This is a genomic window from Pseudomonas sp. NyZ480, assembly GCF_029537255.1.
Taxonomy (GTDB): domain Bacteria; phylum Pseudomonadota; class Gammaproteobacteria; order Pseudomonadales; family Pseudomonadaceae; genus Aquipseudomonas; species Aquipseudomonas taiwanensis.
On record NZ_CP120626.1, the window covers coordinates 3,198,913 to 3,221,247 of the forward strand.

The following is a 22,335-nucleotide window of genomic DNA, read 5'->3' on the forward strand; positions in this document are numbered from 1 at the left end:
TTCCCCCGGCCTTTTCGCGCCCTCCGACCAAGGGTCACACCGTCCTGCTCAAGGCTTGATGAAGATCAAGTCAGGTCTGCGCGCTGCTCTCATGCTCGACTGTCGGCAGGTTGCAAGCAGCCAGTGCGGCTCGATCGATGCTCAGTCCAGACAGAAGGCCCCATTTATGAAAATCAATCACTTGCTTTTGATCGCCCCTTGCGATGATCGATACAGCCCGGCGGTTGAGCAAAGCGCCGAATTGGCAATGGCCTTGGACGCCAGTGTTTCGCTTGCCGCGCTGCGTGCCCCATCCCTTGGCGGGCAGAAACCGTCCGTCGAGTCGTACCTGAAACAGCGGGCCTCCCATCTTGCGTCCAGGGGCCTTCGTGTCAGTCCTGATGTCACGGTACTCAAACCCACGGCAAACGGCGTCGCGGCGCAAGTCACGCGCTGTGGCGCGGACCTGGTGGTCATGGACCATGCCGCCGACGAGGCGGCGCATCAGGCCAACCTGGACCTGCAACTGCTGGAAAAAGCTCCCTGCCCGGTGCTGTTCGCTCGCGAACAGGTGGCGCCCAACCTGGAGAAGCTGTTCGTCGCCGCGCCAGCAAGCTGCGAAGACCTCGACGAACGGGCATTGAATGCCCACGTCATCGAGGTAGCCAAGGCCGTATGCCAGGCCCGCAAAGGCAAGATGCACCTGTTTTCGGTCTACGACCAGGCGGCGCTGCTGCGCCATAGCGAGCACTACAGCCTGGCAGAAATCCCAAGGTACGAAACCTTGGCCGCCACGTTCAAGGCATTTGCTGGGCAGCTTGGGATACCGACGCTTCACCATCACCTGATCGTCGGCTCTTGCGCCCATACCCTCTGCGCCTATGCCAATCGGTGCGAATACGACCTGGTGGTGATCGCCAATGCCTATAACCTGCGCCAGCACGAGACACTGCGCTATTTGCTGAGCCACCTCACCTGCAGCCTTTTGGTGGTCAACGCACCGAACAGGGCAATGCAGCCAGCGACCCAAGCCTGGGCGAGCCTTGACGATCCGCTGTTGTTCCCTGCCTGACAGGTGACACCCGCTGGAGGGCAGGCAATTGACAACTATCAAGTCCGCGCAGGGCCAAGCGTCGAAACTGAAGCTCCATTGTTCATTCCCGACACACGAGGATTATTGCCATGGCTCCTACAGAACCCTCCCGCCAATACACCGCGCCCTCGTTTCCCAAGCCTGCGGGCGAGCATTGGATCGAAGCCCTCGACAATGGCACCCATGTGCTGATCAGACCGCTGCAAGCCAAGGACCGGGAGCGCGAGAGGGCCTTCATCGAACGGCTGTCACCGCAGTCGCGGCATTTTCGCTTCCTGTGCCAGATCAAGGAGCCCGGTGAGGCAATGCTCGACCAGTTGATGGCGGTCGACCAGGACCGCCAAGCGGCCTACGTCGCCCTCGCCCATGTGGACGGCGAGCTGCAAGAGGTGGGCATTTCCCGTTACGCCGCCATTGCCGGCAAGGATGAATGCGAATGCGCCGTGACCGTGCTCGACAGCTGGCAGCACCATGGTCTGGGTCGACTCTTGCTCAAGCACCTGACCGATCATGCCCGGGCCAAGGGCCTACGACAGATGTATTCGATCGACTCGGCCGCCAACCAGGCGATGCGTGACCTGGCCAAGGCGGCAGGATTCACCACCAGCACCGACCCGGATGACCCGACCCAGGTCATCCATCGCCTGAACCTGACCTGAAGCGTCGTTGCGCCAGCGCCTGGGGTGGCCACAGCGCTGCCCCACCCGCTCTTCGCCCCACGACCTGCGGCCACATCCGCACGAGGAGGGTATCCATGAACGGTAACTCGCGCAAACTGATGGAAATGCTCTACGGCAAGCAATACCAGGTCGACAGCGCGGAGATCGCCCCCCTGCTGCATCAATTCGCCGAACCCTTGCCCGACCTCGAGTCCCCCGCCTTCGCCGCGCTGTTCGATCGCTACGCCGACGCCCGTGTGGTGATGCTGGGCGAGGCAAGCCATGGCACCAGCGAGTTCTATCGCGCCCGTGCAGCCATTACCCGGCGGCTGATCGAACAGCACGGCTTCAACATCGTGGCCGTCGAAGCCGACTGGCCGGATGCAGGGCACGTTGACCAGTACGTGCGGGGCTTGGCTCATTCGGCATGGAAGCGCCATATATTCAGCCGTTTCCCAACCTGGATGTGGCGCAACAGCGAGGTCAAGGCATTCGCCCACTGGCTGCATGGGCATAATCGCCTGCTCGCCGTCGACCGCCGCGTGGAGTTTCGCGGCCTGGACGTCTACAGCCTGCGCAACTCCATTCACGAAGTGCTGGCCTTTTTGGACCGGACAGATCCGCACCTGGCCCGCGAAGCGCGCCGACGGTATGGTTGCCTGACGCCCTGGCAGGATGACCCGACACTGTATGGCCACTTCGTCGAACGGGGTGGCGTCATGCCCTGCGAGCAGCCTGTGGTCGAACAACTGAATGTGATGCTGGCCGATCAGCTGTCGGGCCTGATCCGCAATGATGAAGCGTTTTTCAATGCCACCCAGAACGCACGCGTGATCATCGCCGCAGAACAATACTATCGGGCGATCTACCGAGGCTCGACTGCCTCGTGGAACCTGCGCGACCGGCACATGTTCGATACCCTGCGCGCACTGCTGGAACATCGCGGGCCACACGCCAAAGCCGTGGTCTGGGCACACAACTCTCACATCGGCAACGCCGATGCCACGGAAATGGGCTGGAAAGGCCAATTCAACATCGGCCAACTGTGCCGCCACGCGTTTGGCCGGGACGCCGTGCTGATCGGCATGGCCACCGACCGCGGACAAGTGGCCGCCGCCAGTGACTGGGATGGCGACATGCTGATCAAGGACATCCGTCCTTCGCGGTCGGACAGTTGGGAGCACCAGTTCCGCCTGGCAGGCGTACCGGCTTCCTTGACCGACTGGCGAGACCCACAGCGCAAGGAGCTTCGTCGCATCTTGTCAATGCCACTGCTCGAACGCGCGATCGGCGTCATCTACCGACCGGAGAGCGAACGGCTGAGCCATTACTTCGAAGCAGTGCTGGCCGAGCAATTCGACGCCCTGCTTTGGATCGAACAGACCCAACCGGTTGACGCCCTGCCTCTGCCGAAACAACAACACCTTGAACCGGAGGACGAAACCTATCCGTTCGGCGTCTGAACATCCGGCCTGCAAGGCTCAAGGGGATGGGTCTTGCAGGTGGGTGACGAACCAGTCACCCGCCAGAACGGCGACTTCGGTCAGGGTGCCAGGCTCTTCGAACAGGTGCGAAGCACCTGCTACTACCTCCAAGCGATGCTCGCAAAGCAGCATCCGACTGGCCTGACGATTGAGTTCCAGGACCTGAACGTCCCTGCCACCAACGATCTGCAGGGTCGGGGCTTGTACCCGCTTGAGCGCTTCGCCTGCCAGATCGGTGCGCCCTCCCCGGCTGACCACCGCCGCCACCACCTCCGGGCGCTCGGCCGCCGCACACAAAGCCGCCGCTGCACCCGTACTGGCGCCGAACACGCCAATGCGCAAGCTAGCAAGGTCGGGGTCCTGGCCAACCCAATCGATGACATCCGTAAGCCGCTTCGCCAGCAGCGGAATATCAAAGCGCAGCGCGGCGGTCTGGTTGTCCAGTCGCTGCTCCTGCTCGGTCAAAAGGTCAAACAGCAACGAGCCGAGGCCGCGACTGGCGAGCACGTCCGCCACATACTGGTTTCTGGCGCTCAGCCGACCGCTACCGCTGCCATGGGCGAAAATGACCAAGGCCTGGGTGTTGGTGGGTAACCGTAGGTCCGCGAGCAGTTCGACGCCGGGCCATTTCATCGAGCGCAGCACTACCTCAGTCATCTTCAGCCTCCCCGCCACGGCCCCCGGACGACGCTGCGATCCCGGCCTTGTCCATCAGCGCCATGACCTCCTCGTCCGAGGTCTGCGGAAAGTCCTGGTACCAATAGCCGACCGAAACCATCCGATCGGGCACCAGCGGGCAGATCACCTCGTCCACTTCGCTCCACAGGGCCTCTAGCGTTTCCGGTGGCGCGACCGGCACCGCGACCACGATCCGCGCTGGCGATTGGGCACGCACCGCCTGGATGGCCGCCATCATCGAGGCCCCGGTTGCCAGGCCATCATCGACCAGGATCACGGTCTGGTCTTTGAGCCGAAGCGGAGGTCGGCCACCCCGATAGGCGCGCTCACGACGTCTCAGTTCCTGTGTTTCCCTGGCTATCACGCTCTCAAGCAGGGCCCGATCGACCGGATAGGCCCGCAATGCATCGTCATTGAGAATCTTCACCCCTCCCCCAGCGATCGCGCCCATGGCATATTCCGGGTGCGATGGCATGCCAAGCTTGCGCACCACCAGCAGGTCCAGGCGAACCTTGAGGGCGATGGCGACCTCGTAAGCCACCGGCACCCCGCCCCGTGGCAAGGCGAGCACGATTACATCAGCCCGTTCGGCGTATTGGCTCAACGGCGCCACCAGGCAGCGACCGGCTTCAGCGCGGTCGGGGTACAGGGTGCGACGCGCAAGATCATGTGACATGGAAACCTCCCGCGCCGAGACGGCGCCTGTCGTTTCACCTACTGGCAAGCACTACCACCCTTCAAGGCGCCGTCGCCCGGGCTTCTTCAGGTAGCAGGTCGAACTGCTCGAGACAGCGCTGTTCATCGTCCGCCGTCAACGCCTTGTATGCGCTCACTTCCCGCATCGGCGTTTCGAACAAGGCCAGGCGGATCACGCCATTGCGATCGAGGAACGTTTGCGCCAGGCAGGTACACACCGGCTTGCCGACCAGTGCCGTGAGCTTCTCATCCCCTGGGGTGTTCACCTGGGCCTGCAAGTTGTCTGCGCAATTCTCCACGATACGGTCCACCGAGCGCCCCGCCAGCCAAAGCGTGCCGCCAGCGAGCAACGCCAGCAGCAGCAACAGGCCTAAAAGAACATTCGACTCCTGGGTGACCGAGCGCAGGAAGGCAAGCCGAGCCTGCCAGCCCGTGGCCTGACCATTGAAAATGGTCTTGCCGACCGTGCGCTTGACGCCACGCTGCACCACCCAGCCCAACGCCACGCACAAGGCCAGCAAAGCCAGCAGCACGAACGGGTGTTGCATGGGCAGACGCCAGCTTGGGCTCAACGACCGGTAGGTAGCGGCCACCATGAGCAATGCCAAGATCGCCACGATCCACCCCAGGCTACCCCGTGGCCGATGCATCCAGGCCCGGAGTTTCGCCCTCGCTTGTGTTTCCATGACAGCCTCCCGGCCCACGCTAGCGCACTGGGTCAATGGCAACGGTTTCCTGGTACTCGGGCACGCAGACCTGCCAACCGAGCTCGATGCTGATCCGCCGTCGCAGCGTGTCGGCGGCATGGGGCTCGCCATGGATGACGTAGGTCTGGCGTGGCGGGCGGGCGAATCCGCGCAGCCACTCCATGATCTCGTCGGCATCGGCATGCGCTGAAAGGTTCTCCATGGCATGCACCTGGGCCCGGATGGGCACGTCTTCGCCATGCAGGCGGACGTTGTGTGCACCGGCGACGATATCAGCCCCGCGCGTACCACCGGCCTGGAAACCCGAGAACAGGATGCTGTTGCGTGGGTTGGGGGCCAACGCCTTGAGATGGTGCAGCACCCGTCCACCAGTCGCCATGCCACTGGCGGCGATGATCACCGAAGGTTCCCGCAGCTGATCCAGATGCCGGGACTCATCGACCGTACGGATGATATGCGTGCCCCTGCACATTGCCGCGCATTCCGTGGACGTCAAGCGATGCTCGCTTCTGAACTGCTGGTACAGGGCGGTTGCATCGGTGGCCATCGGGCTGTTGAGGTAGACCGGGATGTCGGGTATCAGGCCATCGCGCTTGAGCTTGTACAGGTAGTACATCAGCAACTGGGCACGACCGACGGCGAATGACGGTACCAACGTGATGCCATGGCGCAGGAGGGTCTGGTTGATGACCTGGGCAAGGTATTGCTCGGTTGATTCGGTTGGGTGCTGGCGATCGCCATAGGTGGATTCCACCAGCAGCACGTCTGCCGTCCTGATCAGTTCCGGCGCGCGCATGATCGGGTCCTGTGGCCGGCCAAGGTCCCCGGAGAAGACCAGCGTCTGGCCATCGACCTTGATCTGCACCGTTGCCGCGCCAAGTATGTGCCCGGCCGTGCGCAACAGCAGCTCCATGCCTTGCACGACCATGATCGGGTGATGCAACTCCACAGGGCGCAGCAGTGCCAAGGCGCGCTTCGCATCCTGCTCGGTGTACAGCGGGCGTGCCGGTGAATGCTTGGAGTAGCCGTGGCGGTTGGCATGCTCGGCCTGCTCTTCCTGCAATCGGGCACTGTCGAGCAGCAGGATCTCGGCCAAGGCGCAGGTGGCCGGGGTTGCGTAGATCGGACCGGCATAGCCTTCCCGTGCGAGCACTGGAAGATAACCACTGTGGTCGAGATGGGCATGGGTCAGCACCACCGCATCGAGTGCATGAAGCGCCGCCGGAAGCGGTTCCCAGTTGCGCAGGCGCAGTTGCTTGTAACCTTGGAACAGTCCGCAGTCGATCAGCACACGGCTGCTGTCGCGGGTCAACAGGAACTTGCTGCCGGTCACGGTCCCGGTACCACCGAGAAATGTCAGTTGCATGGCTAGGGCTCCAGGGTTTCGACCGCTTGAGGGTGAACCGCCAGGACACTGCACGGTGGACGGCTGACGATGCGCTCGGTGGTATCGCCCAGCAGCTTGTCCAGCCCTTTGGGCTGCACCACACCCATGACCACCGCGTCGATATCCAGCGCAGCGACCTGCTCGCGAATCACTTGCACCGGGCCACCTTCCATGAAATGGCGGCGATTCGCCGCGACCCCCTCAGTGTCCGCCAAGGTGTCGAACGGCTCCTTCAAGGCGTTGCGCATCTCATCGATCCACGCCTGGGTGACGTTCATGTCCGAGGCGAATACGCCGGCCAGGTTGTAGGCCGAGAGCAGGTGCAACTGTGCATCGCATTGCAGTGCCAGCGCCTGCGCGGCACGGATCAGCCCACGATTGAAGGATGCCTGGACCTCGGGGGTTTCGCTGAAGGAAGTGTCAACGGCGACCAGCACGCGCTGGGGCAGCGACACCGCTGCCGCCGGCACGAAGTGCGTGATGCCCTTCAGGCCCCGCATCAAGGCGCAATCCAGGGGCGTGCTGAACAGTCGCACAATGGTTGGCGTCGCTTCGCTGTCCTTGATGACCATGTCGGGCTGCAGTTCGCTGATGTAGTCGAGGGCCTGGCTGCGGATGTCGTCCGCCTGCAGGCTGTCGACCGTCAAGGCGACACCGCTGCCACGGTGACGCTCGACCAAACCTGCCAGCCGTACACGGTAGTGGTCGAACTGGCGCTGGATATCGGCCTCGTTCAATCGCTCTTCACGCAACAGGTGCTCCTGCGTCGGTTCGAACAAGCCCAGTACATGCACGCTGGCACCACTGACATGCGCCAGGGCCAGGGCCCTGCGCAGCGCGGCCGAATGCGGATCGACCTCGGTGAGCAGCACCAGCAGTTGTCGATATTGACCCATGGCGAACCTCCGGGCTTGCGCGGCTGGCGTGATGATGTAGGCGATTGTCCGGAGGCAGGCTGATGCGCGCTTGATGCAGATCAGAAAAACCACCTGCCGCGCCTGAACTTGACGATTGTCAGAACCGGCGCCGCCCAGCACGGTACAACGGCTGCAGCAAGCATCGACCAGGTAATCGGGAGGCGACATGAACAAGCAGCAGGCTGACCAGCCAGATACGGGCGAGCATTGGATCGAGAAGCTTTCGGACGGCGCTGCCGTACTGATCCGTCCGCTGCGAGAAGAGGACCGCGAAAGGGACCGCCGCTTTCTCAGCACGATCGCCTACGAAGCCCGACGTTTCCGCTTGATCGCTGGGCTCAGTGGCGGCGTGCCAAGCCTGGATGCGCAGCAAATGCCAGTGGATCACCACCAGCGCGAAGCCTACGTTGCCCTGGTCCATGCAGATGGCCAGTTGCACCAGATCGGGGTAAGCCGGTATGCCAGCGTGCCCGGCAGCCGCCTCTGCGAATGCGCCGTCGCCGTGGACGAACAATGGCAGCGCAAGGGGCTGGGCCGGTTGCTGATGCAGCACCTGATCGCAGCCGCCAAGCGCAACGGCTTTCACTGCATGATTTCCAGGGACCTGGCGAACAACTATGCCATGCACCGGCTGACCAAGGGCCTGGGCTTCAGCTCACGCTACTTGGGTGGCGATGTCAGCGAGATCATTCACGAACTTGACCTTCGCACCTGAAGACAAGGCCCTTTGGGGCCTTGTCTCTCAGCCTTGGGAATGCTCCGGTGAAATCACCAGCACGCTGCTGGACAAGCGATTCAACACCCGCTCGGCAGTGCTGCCGATGAACCAGCCGATGCCGTGATGGTGGTAGCTGCCCATGACCAGTACGTCGATATCGTTGTTCTCCATGAACAGCGCCAGCACCTTGGCCGGGTCTCCCAAGCGCAGGTGGCGGTGTTCGGCGGCGATTCCATTGCGCTCGGCAAGTGCCTGGAAGGCATCGCTTTGCGCCTCGTGCAGTGTCTGGGCCAGGTTGGAGTCGAACAGGAATGAATGCTCGCGGCTGCCGCCGGCGTCCAGGTACATCGACCCCATGTCGTAGGCATATAGCAACTCGATCTGGGCATTGCACTGTAATGCCAGCTTCAGCGCCTCGCTGATGATCTGGTCGTTGAAGCCCTCGAACTGGTCTTCCGGGCGCGACAGGTCCACGGCCGCCAGAATCTTGCGCGGCAGCGCATGGCTGGCCTGGTGAACCAGGTGCAGGGGAATGCGGGTTTCCCGCAGCAACTGAATGTCGAGCGAGGTGAACATTGCCCGTGCCCACCAGGGTTCATGCTCGAAGGCCTTGATCAGCATGGCGAAAGGCTGCTCGCGCAGGTGCACGAGTATCTCGTCCAGCGGATGCTGGACCCATACCACTTCGGTGGTGACCGTCACCCCATTGCGGCGCATCGACAGCGCTTGGGTTTCCAGCCATTCACGGTGTTGCTGTACATAGCCTTCGCGCATCACCGCCAGGGCCTGGTCGTTGACCAAGCCCGCGGTGGCAAGGCCTTCGAGGTAGTCAAACGCCACGATATGCAGGGCCATGCCCTTGGCCTTGGCCAGCGCCGCCGCACGGTCGTAGACCGGGGTGCGCCGCATCAGAGGCGAAGCGATCAGCAGAAGTCTTTGCGGGTTGTCCATGGCGCACCTCAGCGTTTGGGAAGTGTCCCTGGATCATCCCTGAACCGCCCTATGCGGACTTGACGTTTATCAACTGAACCACTGGACGGACAAACGGCGATGCCAGCTGCGCGAGAATTTGATGCGGATCAAAGCTTCCTGGCGTTTACGGCGCAACCTGACTCTATACCAACAACAATCATCGAACTCCCTGGAGGCGTGCCATGACGCTCATGACAACCTGCGAAGTCGGCCATGAATCATTCGCCAACCCGCCCAATGGCGTGACGAAAATGGCCAATACGCCCTGAACCACCCCTGTTGCTGGCAGGGATGCCTTCGTTTCGCATGGATTTGCAGTTGGTTTGCTCATGCATGCTTCTGGAGGCTTCCATGAACATCTACGTCGAAACAAGCCCTGAACAGAACCGCTGGTGGGTCCGCATGGACGACTGCCGGGTGAGCTTCACGACGCCCGACGAAGCGCAAGCCTTCGTCGATCGGCTTAACGCCCGTCTCAATGCACCCCATTCACGCGACATGCTTGCCGACTGGTCACCACGCCCCGGCATGGGCAGCACGGGTAAAGCCAATGCTCGGATGGCCACTCAGGCAGATCTCCGATGCGCGAAGGAGGCCTGAAAATGACTGGCCTACTGAACGTGACCTTGCTCGACCAACCGCCAGCGTCGAGTCCCGCGACGCCGATCCACCTGAAACCGCTCACGACCCTGTGCACCGAGTGCCGTGTCAGCGGGTTGTGCCTGCCCACCGGTCTTCCGGTGCAAGACAACAGTTGCCTGGGCGCCCTGATCGGCCCACGCCTGCGTGTTCGCAAAGGCGCCGCGCTGTTCAACGCCAATGACCCGCTGACAACGCTCTATGCCGTGCGCTGCGGCAGCTTCAAGACCAGCCTGAACAGTGCCGAAGGCCAGGGCGTGGTGATCAATTTCTGGATGCCGGGCGATGTGCTTGGCCTCGACGCCATCGCCACCGAACACCACGTATGCGATGCCATTGCCCTGGAAGACAGCGAGGTGTGCCCTGTCCCCTACCGCCGGCTGCAGGCCCTGGCACACGACTTTCCCGTCCTGCAGCAAAGCCTGAACCGTTTGATGAGTCGGGAAATCGTGCGCGAGCATGAACGGGTGTTGATGCTGTGCAACCTCACCGCCGAGCAGCGCCTGGCCAGCTTCCTGGTGGGGTTGTCACGGCGCTTCGTCAGCCGGGGCTATTCTGCCCACGGTTTCATGCTGCGCATGTCCCGGGAAGACATGGCCTCGTACCTGGGACTGCGGCTTGAGACCGTCTGTCGTTCGGTCGCCCGCTTGCGTGCGCTGGGTATCGTCAGCATGCGTGGCAGGCTTGTCGAGATACTCAATCTGCCAGCCTTGATAGCCCTTGAGCAAGGCGGCGCGGACGTCGCGCCCAAGGACAACCCGAAGGCGCCATGCTCGACGCGGTGAATATCAGCCACGGCGCCGTGGCATTGGGCATCGGCATGCTGGTGGGGCTTGAGCGCGAGCGCAAGAAAGGCCGCAATGAAGACCATGCCGCCGCCGGCCTCCGGACCTTCGCCATCACCGCCCTGTTGGGCTACGTCAGCATGTTGCTGGCCGGGCCCATGCTGGTCGGGTTCGCCAGCCTTGGCCTGGTACTGATGTTGTGCATGCATTACCACAAACATGCCGACAGAGACCCCGAAGTCACCAGCGAAATCGCCCTGCTGCTGGTGCTGACCCTCGGAGCACTGAGCCTCGAGGAACCAGAACTGGCCACCGCTGTCGGCGTGGTACTGACCCTGCTCCTGGCACTGCGCCGCGAGCTGCATCATTTCGTGCTCCAGCAACTGAACGAGCAAGAGCTGCGCGATGGCTTGATGCTGTTGACGATGGCGCTGGTGGTGCTGCCGTCGACACCGGACAGGTTCATGGGGCCGTATGGCGCACTCAACCCTCGCACCCTCTGTACGCTGGTCGTGCTGCTGATGACCGTCGGTGCGCTGGGGCACATTGCCTTGCGTCTGGTCGGCCCACGCTACGGCTTGCCCCTGAGCGCCATCGCATCCGGCTTCGCCTCGGGCACGGCGACGATTGCGCTGCTTGCCCATCAAGCCCGTCAACGCGTCGCTGCCGTAAAATCCCTGGCCGCCGCGGCCGTGTTGTCCAACCTCGCCAGCATCGCGCAATTCGCCTTGGTACTGGGCATCGTCGACCGCCGCCTGTTGAAACCTTTCATGGCCTCGATCGGGCTCGGTGTAGGGGTTACGGTGGTTTACGGAACCTTGTTACTGGCACCTTGGCGCAACGACCAAGGCGCGTGCCCGGCACCTCAGGGCGATGGCGCCTTCAACCTCTGGACAGCCTTGATCATCACCCTGGCGCTGGCCGGAATCGCCTTGTTCTCGGCATTCCTGCTTCACCACCTGGGCCACAGCGGCGTCAGTATCGCGGCCTTCCTCGGCGGGATGGGCGATGCCCACGCAGCCACCGCATCGGTAGCCTCGCTGGTTGTGGCAGGACAGCTGGGGACAGCCGATGTCGTGGTACCAGGGATGATGGCAGTGACGGGCAATAGCCTGACCAAATGCGTACTGGCGTTCAGCAATGGCGGCTTCGCATTCGCACGTTACCTCGCCCCGGCACAGTTGATCATTCTTGGCGCGATGTGGCTGGGGCTTTTAGTGACCTGACTTGTCGAACGCCACTCGGGCATTGCGCAGGAACTTTGCACCCGTCGGACAGGCCTCCTGTTCCAGGTCTATCGAAAAACGGAGATTATGACGATGAGTGCACCACTCAATGGCAAGCGCGTGGCCTTTCTGGTCACCGATGGATTCGAACAAGTCGAGCTGACCGGCCCCCGCGAAGCATTGCAAAACAATGGCGCCGTGGTCGATATCCTGAGCGACAAGGAAGGCACTGTGCGGGGCTGGAACCACGACAAGCCCGCTGACGAATTCGCCGTCGATGCCACCTTCGAGAATGCGCATCTGGATCTGTACGATGCGCTGGTGCTGCCCGGCGGCGTGCAGAACTCCGATACCATTCGGCTGATTCCCGGCGCGCAGAAACTGGTCAAAAGCCATCAATCGGCCAACAAGCCGTTGGCAGTGATCTGTCATGGCGCCTGGCTGTTGGTGTCGAGCGGTTTGGCCAAGGGCAAGCGGATGACCAGCTACAAGACACTGCAGGATGACATTCGCAACGCAGGCGGCACCTGGGTGGACGAAGAGGTGGTGGTGGATGGCAACCTGATCAGTAGCCGTCAGCCCGATGACATTCCCGCGTTCAACGACCAGTTGGTCCGCGCCCTGGCCGTTTGAGCTGCGCGTTGACACCGCCGCTGCAAGTGAATTGAACGTCGCGCGCGGCCCCATGACCTAAAGAGGTACCCATCCGCTACTGGAGGTACCTCGTCATGCACGATCCCAATGCCCCAGACCCATATGTCGATGACGTCCCCCACAACCCAGGTGAACCGATGCCTGCACCAGACTCCGAAACCGAGGCGCCGGACTGGCCAGAGGACCAAGTCCCGCCAGAAGAGCAATCCGATGGTTGAGTGACGGGTTCGCCGGCGTCAACCTGTGGCCGGCGTCATCTCGCCCACCACTTGGTCGACCACCGCCCGGAAGGCCTGGCGCCGGTCTCTCCCCTGGGCGAGGGCGCGCTCGAAGGCGGCCAGTTGGCGTTGAGCGCTACTGCCGTCCTGGAGGATACGCGCAGCGTGGCCGAATGCGTGCTCGGCATCCTGGGTGTCGGCGGGTACCAGGCCCTGCAGCTGTGCCAGCCAGCCATGGGCGGTCACCGGTTGCCTGTCGTGCGCGCCTATGAACATGCCATTGCCGCCATGGCGGAGCGCCCTCCAGTAGTTCTCCTGGATGATCCAACGTTGCTCGGGGCCGAGCGGCTGCCAATGCTGACGAACCCGCAGCGTCTGCTCTACCAGGTGACGGAACAGCCCGGCGATGGCCAGGCCGTCTTCCAAGCGTGGGCACGCATCACAGATGCGCAACTCGATCGTCGGAAATCGCCGCGACGGGCGGATCGCCCACCAGAAGTCGCCGTCTTCGGCAAGCCCGCCTATACCTTGGAGCAGTGTTCTGTAGCGCAGGTAGGCATTCCAGTCAGCCAGCGGCTCTGGCATGTCCATGTGCGGCCACTCCCCGCAGACCACGCGTCGGTAACTTTGGTAACCGGTCACTTGGCTGCACCAGAACGGCGAAGAGGTGGTCAGGACGAGCAACAGCGGCAACCAGCAGAGCATCTGGTTGATCAGCTGCATGCGGTCGATCTCCGGCGCCACCCCCACGTGCACATGCAGCCCCGAGAGCAGGCTACGGCGGGCGACCATTTGATAGTCGTCGAATACCTGGCGGTAGTGATTCTGGTCCCGGGCATGCTGGCGTTGCCACCGCGCGGTGGGATGGCTGGCAGCGCCATAAAGGGCCACCCCCTCCTGCGCCAGCGCGCTGCACAGATTGTGTCGACATTCGGTGAAATAGCTGCGCGCTTCATGCAGGTTGGCCAACACCGGTGAAGCGACCTCGATCTGGCTGTAGAACATTTCCTCGGCGAAATGCTCGCCCACCACTTCACGGCAACGGCGCGCCACTGCGTGCGACGGCCTGGCCAGGACGTCGCCACGGGTAACGTCGACCAGCAAGTATTCCTCTTCGATGCCGAACCCTTGCGCCCTGACCATCGTGCACTCAGGCGATGCGAGTCAGGGTCAGTGCTACTGCGGCGATGCGTTCGACATGCGCGTAGCCTGGTTCGAGCAGTTGCTCACCGAATACATCCGGGTCCAGCTCACGGTAATGCCAACTGAAGGCAGGCCCGGCCAGGCGTAGGCGCACAGCGTCCAGCAAGGCATCGCGACCGTCGACGATCGCGACCCCGGTGTACAGCAACAACGTGCCACCCATGACCAGGCGTTCGCGCGCCTGTTCGATGATGCGCAGGGAAAGCTCGGCTCCGAGCGCACCGCCACCATGGCGATAGGCGCGCTGCTGGGCGTCGAGCATGTAAGGCGGATTGGCAACGATCAGGTCGAAGTTCGCGCCGATGCCATCGAGCAGGTCACTGGGCTCGACCGACACGTTGGCCACCCCCGCCAGTGCAGCGTTGATGGCGGTATAACGCAACGCCAAAGGGTTGATGTCCACCGCGCAAACCTGCGCATGGGGGGCTGCACGGGCGATGATCAGCGCGCCGATGCCGGTGCCACAGCCAAGGTCGACCGCATGTTCCACGCGCCGGGGACTGTGCTGCAGAAAGTCCTGTATCACCTGGGCGAATCGGTAGCTATCGGGACCAAAGAACACCGCGTCGTGGCTGTCGGTCGGCCACGCGGAATGGACCAGCAACAGGTTGTCGAGGCTCGACCAACGCACCGCGCTGCGCAATAGCTCACCCTGCGCCTGCACCACACCAGCGGTTTTCAACTGGGCCAACTCGTCACTGCTGATCAGCGAGGCCGGGAACGGCCGGCTCCAGCCGAACACATCCCGCAGGTCGTGGGCCTGCTGGGCGGCGGTCCGGTCGTTGACGCGAGCATGGGTAGCTGGGGTCACGCAGGTGAAACGATAACCGTCGGCGCTGAGGCGCCGACCCAGGTGCAACAGTGCCTGGTCGGCATAAGCTTGGTTCTGGTCAAGCAACATCAGCACTCTCCTGCGTGGGTCAAGCCGGTGGCAAGGATGAAATCGCGGGTGGCGCGCAGTCCATCGGGCTCGGCGTGATGGTTACCGGACATCCGTTCGATCATGCACTCGACACGAGGCAGCCCTTGCGTGGCCGGCCCGCCCTCTTCCAAGGCCAAACCCTGCTCCCAGTGCCCCGGTGCGACGCGCCGATACGGCACGCCGGCCCTGTCACCGGCAATCCAGTCATGCCAGAGCTGCTTTTCGTAAGCGGTGAAAACCCCAAACATCGCGGCATGCGGTCCGTCGATCAAGGCCCAGAACCGGCTATTCGAAGGCGCCTCGCCTCGTTGCACCCACTGTTGCGTTTCAAGGGCGCGCAGGAAGCCGGGTAACGCGCTGGCATCGGCCAGCCATTGGTTGATGGTCCGACCTTGCAGGCGGCAACGGTCACTGTGCATGAACTGGCCGTATACCCGCTTGCGTTGCAAGGCGGCCAACAACTCCGTTTCCAGGTCGAAGGACGCAATCAGCGAGGCCGTGTCGAGCCCAAGATCGTTGAGACGATAGCCCCTGCGCACTCGCTCGTAGCAGGCTTTTTCCGACGGCCCCGGCATCAGCAGGAACAGGCTTTGCAATGCGCGACGAGCATGACCGCTGGCGGCATTGTCGATCGTGACGTGCAGCTGAAAGTAATGAGCATCGATGCCCAGTTCGGCCAACTCGTGGGTGGTGATCAGCAAGTGCAAAGGCGGCTGTTCATACCCCAGGTTGTAGCCAATGACCTCCGGCAAATACTGCTCGACGTTGCGCCCCAAGGCCAACTGCACCGCGCCTTGCAGGTACCGCGACGGGTCCAAAGGCAGCCCTTGGTCACAACCCAGGCGGCTCAGCAATCGCTGGTAGATCAACACATGGTTGCAGCGGGGGTCACCATCGCCCAGTTCTTCTAGGAAGGTACGGATCAGCCCATGGAACCGTGGATCTTGCCAGTGCTTGAGCGTTCCGTGCAGCCAAGCGCCATCCACCTCTTTGGTCGGGGCGACCTGTTGCAGGAACCACAGGGCCTGTGCCCGGTTGGCGAAGAACCGCCGTGGTGCGCCCTCACGCCGCTGCGCCAGGTAACGCGCATGCTCTGCGGCGACCCGGGCGGCATGATCGACCGACCACTGCGCCAAATCCGCGGGATCGTCCGGCAAATCATCGGTCATCGATATCGTCCGCTGAAGTTGACCGGCCAACCACTCCCGCGCGTCATAGCCACCCGACTGCAGCATTGCCGAGTACTGCCGCTGCGGATCGTCCGGCACAACCCGGACTGACTGCTGCATGATTTCTAATGGTATCAACCTCATGGGCCGCACCTCGCTCAGGGATTCTGGGGCTTGGTCTCGGGGCTCGGATGAGTGGTGGGTGTATCGGGTTGCTCCATCTGCAAGGACGGCTTGCTGGGGTCCGCATCCTTGGCGGGATGATCTGAATCACGGTCGAAACAGCCGCCGAGCAGCGTCAGGCTGGCGCCGAGCAGCACCGTGGGGAGCAGGGTGTATTTCATGTCGGGCTCCGGTTGTAGTTGCGAGGGTTCATAACGAACGAGTGCGCTCGACGCGGCTGGATTCGTTTTTTTTACCCTGCAGTGGATGAACGGCGCTAAATACCGGGGCGGGGTGCATCGGGAGGCGCGGGTAGCCATCACGATGATCGAAGAAAAACTAAACCTTCCCGCCCTCGCCTGGCTCAACCGAATGCGACATCGAGGTCGCGCCAACTGAACGAAGGAGTCAGACATGAGCCAACCCTTCTTGAAACTCGCAGGCGTCACGTTGTTGATGAGCCTTGCTTCGCTGCAGGTCCAGGCGGCCTCTTCGGACGATTTCGTCGACGCGGCGATCGAGGCAGGCATCGCCGAGGTGGTCACCAGTAACCTTGCCCAGGAAAAAAGCCAGAACGCCGACATCAAGAAATATGCCCAGCAGATGGTCACCGACCATACCAAGGCCAACCAGCAGCTGGGCGAAATCGCCCGCAAGCTTGACATCAGCGTGCCCGACGAAGCGGCGCTGACCGACAAGGTCAAAAAAATGATCCTCGAATGGCGCGAAGCGTCCTTCGACCGTTCCTATGTCAACAACCAGGTCGATGCGCACGAAAAAGCCGTGGAGCTGTTCAAGAAGGAGTCGACATCCTCCGACAAACCAGAGCTGAAGGCCTTCGCCAGCGAAAAACTGCCGACGCTGGAACATCACCTCGAGCAGGCCAAAGCTTTGCAGACGACTCACGGCAAATAACCCAGCCGACAGGCCAGGCGACGGTAGGCCCGACGCCAATGGGGCAGCCATCCTGCCCCATTGATCAACGGTTCTGTGACCTTGTATCACTCGAACGCGGAGAGAACAGCATGCCACGTGGAGACAAAGACAAATACACCGACACCCAAAAGCGCAAGGCTGAACACATCGAAGAGCGCTACGAGCATAAAGGCCTGTCCAAGGACGAAGCCGAGGCGCGCGCCTGGGCAACGGTCAACAAGCAATCGGGCGGCGGCGAAAAGCCAGGCGGCTCGGGCAAAGCCGCCTCGTCGAAGGCCCAGTCCACCGCCCGTTCGGATTCGGCCAAGCGGGCGGCGCAAACACGTCAGGGGCACTCACGTACATCGAGTACGTCGCTGAACACGCAAACCAAGCAGAGCCTTCTCAAGGAAGCGCGGAGCAAGAACATCAAAGGCCGCTCGACCATGAGCAAGGCAGAACTGGTCGAGGCGTTAGGCAAGCATGGTTGAGATGCTCGACGCACGTCGGCGGCCTGCTTGGGTTTGACGGATGCTGGCCAGCTCCTTGAGCGGTCATGCATCCGGATCGCTCACATGGGCCTGCACGGCATCTTCAAGCGCCCGCACGTGGGCTTCATCGGCCAGCGCCTTGAGTGCCAGCCAATCGTCCCAGTCGATGGCGCCATCGTCACGCAAGGCCTCGGCGGTGCGGACCAAAGCGTGGTGGTAGGCATCCGGCGACTCGGTGCGGTAGCTGGTGTCGTCGTACTGGGCGTACCAGGCTTCAAGCTCTGGGATGCTGCGTTCGATGCTCATGACAAGACTCCTCGGTGCTCATTGCAGTGAGAGTCCATCCGCCGGGCGACGTTCACCCGGATCGGGCGAGGATCGTCATCGCGACGTCGCCAAACCCTCGTCGCTCGGATGATGTGAAGCCTATAATCGCTGCCAATGCCCATGATTCATACAGGGACCCTACCCGGTCCGCACAAGGTTCGTGCCCATGAAGTCGTCCAGCAAGACTACACTCGCAGCACCGCACAACCCGGCGCTCAGCCCCAGCCATCTGGATTTCCCGGTCGTAGGCATCGGCGCATCGGCTGGCGGGTTGGAGGCGATCCAGACGTTCTTCCAGCACATGCCGGCCGACTGCGGCGTCGCGTTCGTCGTCGTATTGCACCTGTCGCCGGATCATCAGAGCCAGGCCGACCGCTTGATCCAGCGGGTCACCCGCATGCCCGTCTGTCAGGTGAGCGAGCCGGTGCCGATCGAGCGCAACCATGTCTATGTGATTTCTCCGGCCAACCGGTTGTCCACCAACGACGGCTACCTGCGCGTCAGCCCAGCCAGGCGCAGTCGCGGCGATCATGTCGCCATCGACCTGTTCTTCAGGGACCTGGCCGATGTGCACAAGGATCATGCTTTTTGCGTGATTCTTTCCGGTAGCGGCAGCGATGGCGCAGTGGGTTTGTCGCGAATCAAGGAGCAAGGCGGTGTGACCCTGGTGCAGGCACCCGACGATGCGCTGTACGCCGACATGCCCAAGGCGGCGATCGACACCGGCATGGTCGACCTGGTGCTTCCAGTGGCCCAGATCCCTGGGAAGCTGGTGGAACTGTGGCGCACGGCACGCGAGGTCAAACTGCCTGAAATAGACGACGACAGCCTGCCCCCTGCCCTGGGCGAGCGCTCAGGCGACCCACAGCAAAGCGATCCGCTCCTGGACGACATCCTGGCCCGTCTGCACGCCACCACCGGGCATGACTTCCAGCACTACAAGCGCGCAACGGTTTTGCGTCGGCTTGAACGGCGCCTGCATGTCACCGCGCAGACCGACCTGGCCGGCTATCGCGACTACCTGGAGCAACACCCCGAGGAGAGCCGTGCCTTGCTCGCCGACATGCTGATCGGGGTGACCAATTTCTTCCGCGACCGTGACGCCTTCGAGGCGCTGCAACAGCATGTGATGCCCGGCCTTAGCCATGACCAGAGCGGCGAAGATCCGCAGCGCGAAGTGCGCATCTGGTCGGCAGGCTGCTCTTCCGGCGAGGAAGCCTACAGTCTGGCGATGCTGGCCACCGAACAACTGGCGCGGGAGCAACGTAGCGCCAGGATTCAGGTGTTCGCCACCGACCTTGACGAACGCGCTATCAATGTCGGCCGCCTGGGTGTTTATCCTGATGCCATCGCCACCGATGTGCCTACCGCACGGTTACGCCAGTTCTTCATCAAGGAAGACCAGCACTACCGGGTGCGCAAGGACATCCGCGAAAAGGTCTTGTTCGCCCGCCATAACCTGCTGTCCGACCCACCCTTCTCCCAACTCGACCTGGTCGTGTGCCGTAACCTGCTCATCTACCTTGACCGGGAAGTGCAACACGAAATCCTGCGAATCTTTCACTTCGCCTTGCGCAAAGGGGGCTACCTGTTTCTGGGTTCATCGGAGTCGGCGGATGCGGCTGCCGATCTGTTCATTCCGGTGGACAAACGCCATCGTATCTTCAAGGCCAGGGAGGTGGAGCCTGCGCGTCGCACCGCCCGCCTGCAGGCGCCCGAGTCGCAGGTGGCGCGGGTCAAGACCAGGCCCGTTCGCAAGCTGTCCTATGCCGAGATCCATCACCGCGCACTGGCCAGGCGCACGCCACCAAGCCTGATCATCGACGCCGACGGCAACATCTTGCACATGAGCGAAGGGGTCGGCCGCTTTCTGCGCCACCCAGGGGGAGAACTCAGTCACAACCTGCTGAACCTGGTGCTGGTGCCGCTTCGACCGACCTTGCGCAGTACCGTGCTACAAGCCCAGAACACCGGCCAACTGGTCACCTCAGGCCCGGTCATCGTCGCTGTCGATGAGCAGCGTATCGAAGTAAAGATGCAGGTCCAGCCACACCAGGACGAGCCCAGCGGCAGCGAATGCCTGCTGGTCGTCTTCCAGGTGAGCGAAGCCGACGCGCACGGCCCGGCCATTGCCGAGCAGACCGACGGCATGGTGTTGAACACCCTGGAGCGCGAACTTCAGCGAACCCGCCAACAGTTGCAGGAAACCATCGAGCAGTCAGAGATCTCCAGCCAGGAGCTGACCGCTTCGAACGAGGAAATGCAGGCGATCAACGAAGAACTGCGCCTTGCCAGCGAAGAGCTGGAAACCAGCAAGGAAGAACTGCAGTCGATCAACGAAGAGTTACTGACGGTCAACTACGAGCTCAAGTCCAAGGTCGATGAAACCGACAAGATCAACGATTACCTGAGCAACCTGATCGCCTCCACCCAGATCGCGACAGTGTTCGTCGACCGCAGCCTGCGCATCCGTTGGTTCACCCCCCGGGCCACCGATATCTTCAGCATGCTGCCGGTCGATACCGGCCGCTCGCTGCTCGACATCACCCACCGCCTGGACTACCCAGGGCTGGCGGACGACGCGCGCGCGGTGATCGAGCGCGAGACCACGCTAGAGCGCGAGGTGATCGGCAATGACCAGCATTGGTACCTGGCCCGCCTGTTGCCCTATCGGGCCAATGAACAGAACGTCGATGGCACCGTGCTGACGTTCATCGACATCACCAAGAGTCGCGCTGCCGAAGAACGTTTGCGACAAGGGGAAGAGCGCATGCGCCTGGTCGCGGAGAGCACCCACGACTTCGCCATCATCCTGCTCGACGAACACGGCTTGATCATCGACTGGAACACCGGCGCTGCGCTGATATTCGGTTACGCCAAGGACGAAGTGCTGGGCCAGCACTTTTCGCTGCTCTTCACCGAGAAAGACCGCGAGAACGGGGTGCCGGAGCGTGAACTTCGCACCGCTCGCCTGCAGGGTCGCGGCCAGGACGAGCGCTGGCATGTGCGCAAGGGCGGCAGTCGCTTCTATTGCAGCGGCGAAGTGTCGCGCCTGAAGGGCAACAGCCTGCGCGGCTACGTCAAGATCGCCCGCGACCTGACAGGGCACAAGCGGCTTCACGACGAGCAAAGCAAGCGACTGGCCGAGTCGCAGGTCACCAGCCACATGAAGGATGAGTTCTTCGCGGTCATGTCCCATGAGCTCAAGCATCCGTTGAACCTCATCCAGCTCAATGCCGATATCCTGCGACGTCTGCCTCCGGTCAAGAGTACCAGCGCGGCGAACAAGGCCGTCAGCGTGATCTGCGAAGCGGTCGCCAGCCAGGCGCGTATCATCGACGACCTGCTCGATGTCGCACGCATACGTACGGGCAAGCTCAAGCTCCAGACCCGGCCGGTCGACCTGTGCGCTGTGCTGCAGGGTATCCACTCGGTGGCCTGCAGCGAACAACGCGGTTGTAGCGTGCGCCTGACGCTGCCAGCCAATGGCGCGCCGGTGTATGTCATGGCAGACAGTACGCGCCTGGAACAGATTATCTGGAACCTGCTGAACAACGCGCTGAAATTCAGCCCCGCCGATGGCGAGATCCTGCTGGTGCTCACGCAGTTGGACGAGCATGCGCAACTGCAGGTGATCGACCACGGCATTGGGCTTGCCGAAGAATCGCTGGAAAACATCTTCGAACTGTTCAGCCAGGCCGCCCCCACCAGCCATGGCCGCGAAGGCCTCGGCATCGGCCTTTCCCTGGTACGCCAACTGGTCGAGGCCCATGGCGGTAACGTGCGCGTACAGTCACCAGGGCTTGGCCAGGGCTGCACCTTCACCATCACCCTGCCGTTATGCGAATACACTCAGCAAACCCAGGAACAGGCTAGCGATGCAGTGCCTGAGGGGCGGCTCGCCGGTATCCGCATATTACTGGTGGATGACTCGGTCGATGTGTTGGATGTGATGGAGCAGTTACTGCTCATGGAAAATGCCGAAGTCGATGCCTACAGCGATCCACACCTGGCCTTGGCCTCAGCGGCGGATGCGCGATATGACGTGATCATTTCCGATATCGGCATGCCCGGCATGGATGGACACGCGCTGATCAAAGCACTGCGTGGCCTTGAGCATCTTCGCTACGTTCCGGCCATTGCCCTGACCGGCTACGGCGCCAGCGCCGATCAACACAAATCGCGACAGTCCGGCTTCGACCGACACTTGAACAAGCCTGTCGGTTACGAGGACCTGATCGAAACCCTTGAACGCCTGAACGGCGCGCAAACCCGCTGATCGCGCGGCTGGCGCCTGGCCTGTGCCGCACGAGTCTACCTGCTGTCCCGGCGGC

The 22,335-nt window shown here is 62.4% G+C and carries 23 protein-coding genes; 11 read left to right on the forward strand and 12 right to left on the reverse strand.

Features of this window, described 5'->3' with window-relative positions; genetic code table 11:
• Positions 1-70 precede the first annotated feature (70 nt).
• Positions 71-484, reverse strand: coding sequence for a hypothetical protein (locus P3R38_RS14645; protein WP_158664635.1), 414 nt, complete (start codon positions 482-484; stop codon positions 71-73).
• Between P3R38_RS14645 and P3R38_RS14650 the strand changes: the two genes are divergently transcribed.
• The 3 genes from P3R38_RS14650 (at position 455) to P3R38_RS14660 (ending at position 3,194) form a co-directional block, all read left to right on the forward strand.
• Positions 455-1,051 carry a universal stress protein gene (locus P3R38_RS14650; RefSeq protein WP_158664634.1) on the forward strand — a complete coding sequence of 199 codons (597 nt, stop codon included), beginning with the start codon at positions 455-457 and terminating at the stop codon, positions 1,049-1,051. The two genes, P3R38_RS14645 and P3R38_RS14650, sit on opposite strands and share 30 nt — an antisense overlap.
• Before the next feature lie 110 nt (positions 1,052-1,161).
• The gene (locus P3R38_RS14655) at positions 1,162-1,731 is read left to right on the forward strand and encodes a GNAT family N-acetyltransferase (RefSeq protein ID WP_023380986.1); all 570 of its coding nucleotides are present in this window, start codon (positions 1,162-1,164) and stop codon (positions 1,729-1,731) included.
• A 95-nt stretch (positions 1,732-1,826) separates the two neighbouring features.
• Entirely contained in the window at positions 1,827-3,194 is a 1,368-nt protein-coding gene (locus tag P3R38_RS14660) for an erythromycin esterase family protein (RefSeq protein ID WP_027906743.1), read from the forward strand.
• Positions 3,195-3,212: 18 nt separating this feature from the next.
• On the opposite strand, the gene P3R38_RS14665 is transcribed toward P3R38_RS14660, so the two are convergent.
• The 5 genes from P3R38_RS14665 to P3R38_RS14685 all read right to left on the reverse strand — a co-directional run bounded on the left by P3R38_RS14665 (position 3,213) and on the right by P3R38_RS14685 (position 7,579).
• Positions 3,213-3,872, reverse strand: coding sequence for an alpha/beta family hydrolase (locus tag P3R38_RS14665; RefSeq protein ID WP_252189403.1), 660 nt, complete (start codon positions 3,870-3,872; stop codon positions 3,213-3,215).
• Positions 3,865-4,569 (reverse strand): phosphoribosyltransferase, encoded by a 705-nt coding sequence (locus tag P3R38_RS14670; RefSeq protein ID WP_023380989.1) that lies wholly within the window; start codon positions 4,567-4,569, stop codon positions 3,865-3,867. The genes P3R38_RS14665 and P3R38_RS14670 overlap by 8 nt, the downstream gene beginning before the upstream one ends.
• A 61-nt stretch (positions 4,570-4,630) precedes the next feature.
• The gene (locus tag P3R38_RS14675; RefSeq protein ID WP_104881632.1) at positions 4,631-5,239 is read right to left on the reverse strand and encodes a hypothetical protein; all 609 of its coding nucleotides are present in this window, start codon (positions 5,237-5,239) and stop codon (positions 4,631-4,633) included.
• Positions 5,240-5,294: 55 nt separating this feature from the next.
• Positions 5,295-6,662, reverse strand: coding sequence for an MBL fold metallo-hydrolase (locus P3R38_RS14680; RefSeq protein WP_023380991.1), 1,368 nt, complete (start codon positions 6,660-6,662; stop codon positions 5,295-5,297).
• A gap of 2 nt (positions 6,663-6,664) precedes the next feature.
• Complete coding sequence (locus tag P3R38_RS14685; RefSeq protein WP_277686336.1) at positions 6,665-7,579, reverse strand: universal stress protein; 915 nt, start codon at positions 7,577-7,579, stop codon at positions 6,665-6,667.
• Between the two features lie 187 nt (positions 7,580-7,766).
• Here P3R38_RS14685 and P3R38_RS14690 point away from each other — a divergent pair, with 187 nt between their 5' ends.
• Positions 7,767-8,315 (forward strand): GNAT family N-acetyltransferase, encoded by a 549-nt coding sequence (locus tag P3R38_RS14690; protein WP_023380993.1) that lies wholly within the window; start codon positions 7,767-7,769, stop codon positions 8,313-8,315.
• Between the two features lie 27 nt (positions 8,316-8,342).
• Here the strand turns inward: P3R38_RS14690 and P3R38_RS14695 are convergent, their stop codons facing one another.
• Entirely contained in the window at positions 8,343-9,269 is a 927-nt protein-coding gene (locus tag P3R38_RS14695; RefSeq protein WP_023380994.1) for a universal stress protein, read from the reverse strand.
• Between the two features lie 372 nt (positions 9,270-9,641).
• Here P3R38_RS14695 and P3R38_RS14700 point away from each other — a divergent pair, with 372 nt between their 5' ends.
• From P3R38_RS14700 to P3R38_RS14715, 4 genes are all read left to right on the forward strand, one after another.
• Positions 9,642-9,890: a hypothetical protein gene (locus tag P3R38_RS14700; protein ID WP_027906748.1), complete on the forward strand. Its 249-nt coding sequence runs from the start codon at positions 9,642-9,644 to the stop codon at positions 9,888-9,890.
• Positions 9,891-9,892: 2 nt separating this feature from the next.
• Positions 9,893-10,714 carry a helix-turn-helix domain-containing protein gene (locus tag P3R38_RS14705; protein WP_104881630.1) on the forward strand — a complete coding sequence of 274 codons (822 nt, stop codon included), beginning with the start codon at positions 9,893-9,895 and terminating at the stop codon, positions 10,712-10,714.
• Positions 10,699-11,940 (forward strand): DUF4010 domain-containing protein, encoded by a 1,242-nt coding sequence (locus tag P3R38_RS14710; protein WP_023380997.1) that lies wholly within the window; start codon positions 10,699-10,701, stop codon positions 11,938-11,940. The genes P3R38_RS14705 and P3R38_RS14710 overlap by 16 nt, the downstream gene beginning before the upstream one ends.
• 93 nt (positions 11,941-12,033) lie before the next feature.
• Positions 12,034-12,573 (forward strand): type 1 glutamine amidotransferase domain-containing protein, encoded by a 540-nt coding sequence (locus tag P3R38_RS14715; RefSeq protein WP_023380998.1) that lies wholly within the window; start codon positions 12,034-12,036, stop codon positions 12,571-12,573.
• Between the two features lie 257 nt (positions 12,574-12,830).
• Here P3R38_RS14715 and P3R38_RS14720 read toward each other — a convergent pair whose 3' ends face one another.
• The 4 genes from P3R38_RS14720 to P3R38_RS14735 are packed head-to-tail and all read right to left on the reverse strand — an operon-like array spanning position 12,831 to position 16,450.
• The gene (locus P3R38_RS14720) at positions 12,831-13,955 is read right to left on the reverse strand and encodes a carboxylate-amine ligase (RefSeq protein WP_104883587.1); all 1,125 of its coding nucleotides are present in this window, start codon (positions 13,953-13,955) and stop codon (positions 12,831-12,833) included.
• 7 nt (positions 13,956-13,962) lie between these two features.
• The gene (locus P3R38_RS14725; RefSeq protein ID WP_104881627.1) at positions 13,963-14,916 is read right to left on the reverse strand and encodes a class I SAM-dependent methyltransferase; all 954 of its coding nucleotides are present in this window, start codon (positions 14,914-14,916) and stop codon (positions 13,963-13,965) included.
• On the reverse strand, positions 14,916-16,226 hold the full coding sequence (locus P3R38_RS14730) for an iron-containing redox enzyme family protein (protein ID WP_023381001.1): 1,311 nt from the start codon (positions 16,224-16,226) through the stop codon (positions 14,916-14,918). The genes P3R38_RS14725 and P3R38_RS14730 overlap by 1 nt, the downstream gene beginning before the upstream one ends.
• A gap of 38 nt (positions 16,227-16,264) precedes the next feature.
• Complete coding sequence (locus P3R38_RS14735; protein ID WP_104881625.1) at positions 16,265-16,450, reverse strand: hypothetical protein; 186 nt, start codon at positions 16,448-16,450, stop codon at positions 16,265-16,267.
• A gap of 232 nt (positions 16,451-16,682) precedes the next feature.
• Between P3R38_RS14735 and P3R38_RS14740 the strand changes: the two genes are divergently transcribed.
• Entirely contained in the window at positions 16,683-17,183 is a 501-nt protein-coding gene (locus tag P3R38_RS14740) for a DUF4142 domain-containing protein (RefSeq protein WP_023381003.1), read from the forward strand.
• Positions 17,184-17,293: 110 nt separating this feature from the next.
• Positions 17,294-17,674: a hypothetical protein gene (locus P3R38_RS14745; RefSeq protein WP_023381004.1), complete on the forward strand. Its 381-nt coding sequence runs from the start codon at positions 17,294-17,296 to the stop codon at positions 17,672-17,674.
• 63 nt (positions 17,675-17,737) lie between these two features.
• Here the strand turns inward: P3R38_RS14745 and P3R38_RS14750 are convergent, their stop codons facing one another.
• Positions 17,738-17,980, reverse strand: a complete 243-nt coding sequence (locus P3R38_RS14750) for a hypothetical protein (RefSeq protein ID WP_023381005.1) — start codon at positions 17,978-17,980, stop codon at positions 17,738-17,740.
• A 187-nt stretch (positions 17,981-18,167) separates the two neighbouring features.
• On the opposite strand from P3R38_RS14750, the gene P3R38_RS14755 reads away from it, so the two are divergent.
• Positions 18,168-22,280 (forward strand): CheR family methyltransferase, encoded by a 4,113-nt coding sequence (locus P3R38_RS14755; RefSeq protein WP_277686337.1) that lies wholly within the window; start codon positions 18,168-18,170, stop codon positions 22,278-22,280.
• The last annotated feature ends 55 nt before the right edge of the window (positions 22,281-22,335 follow it).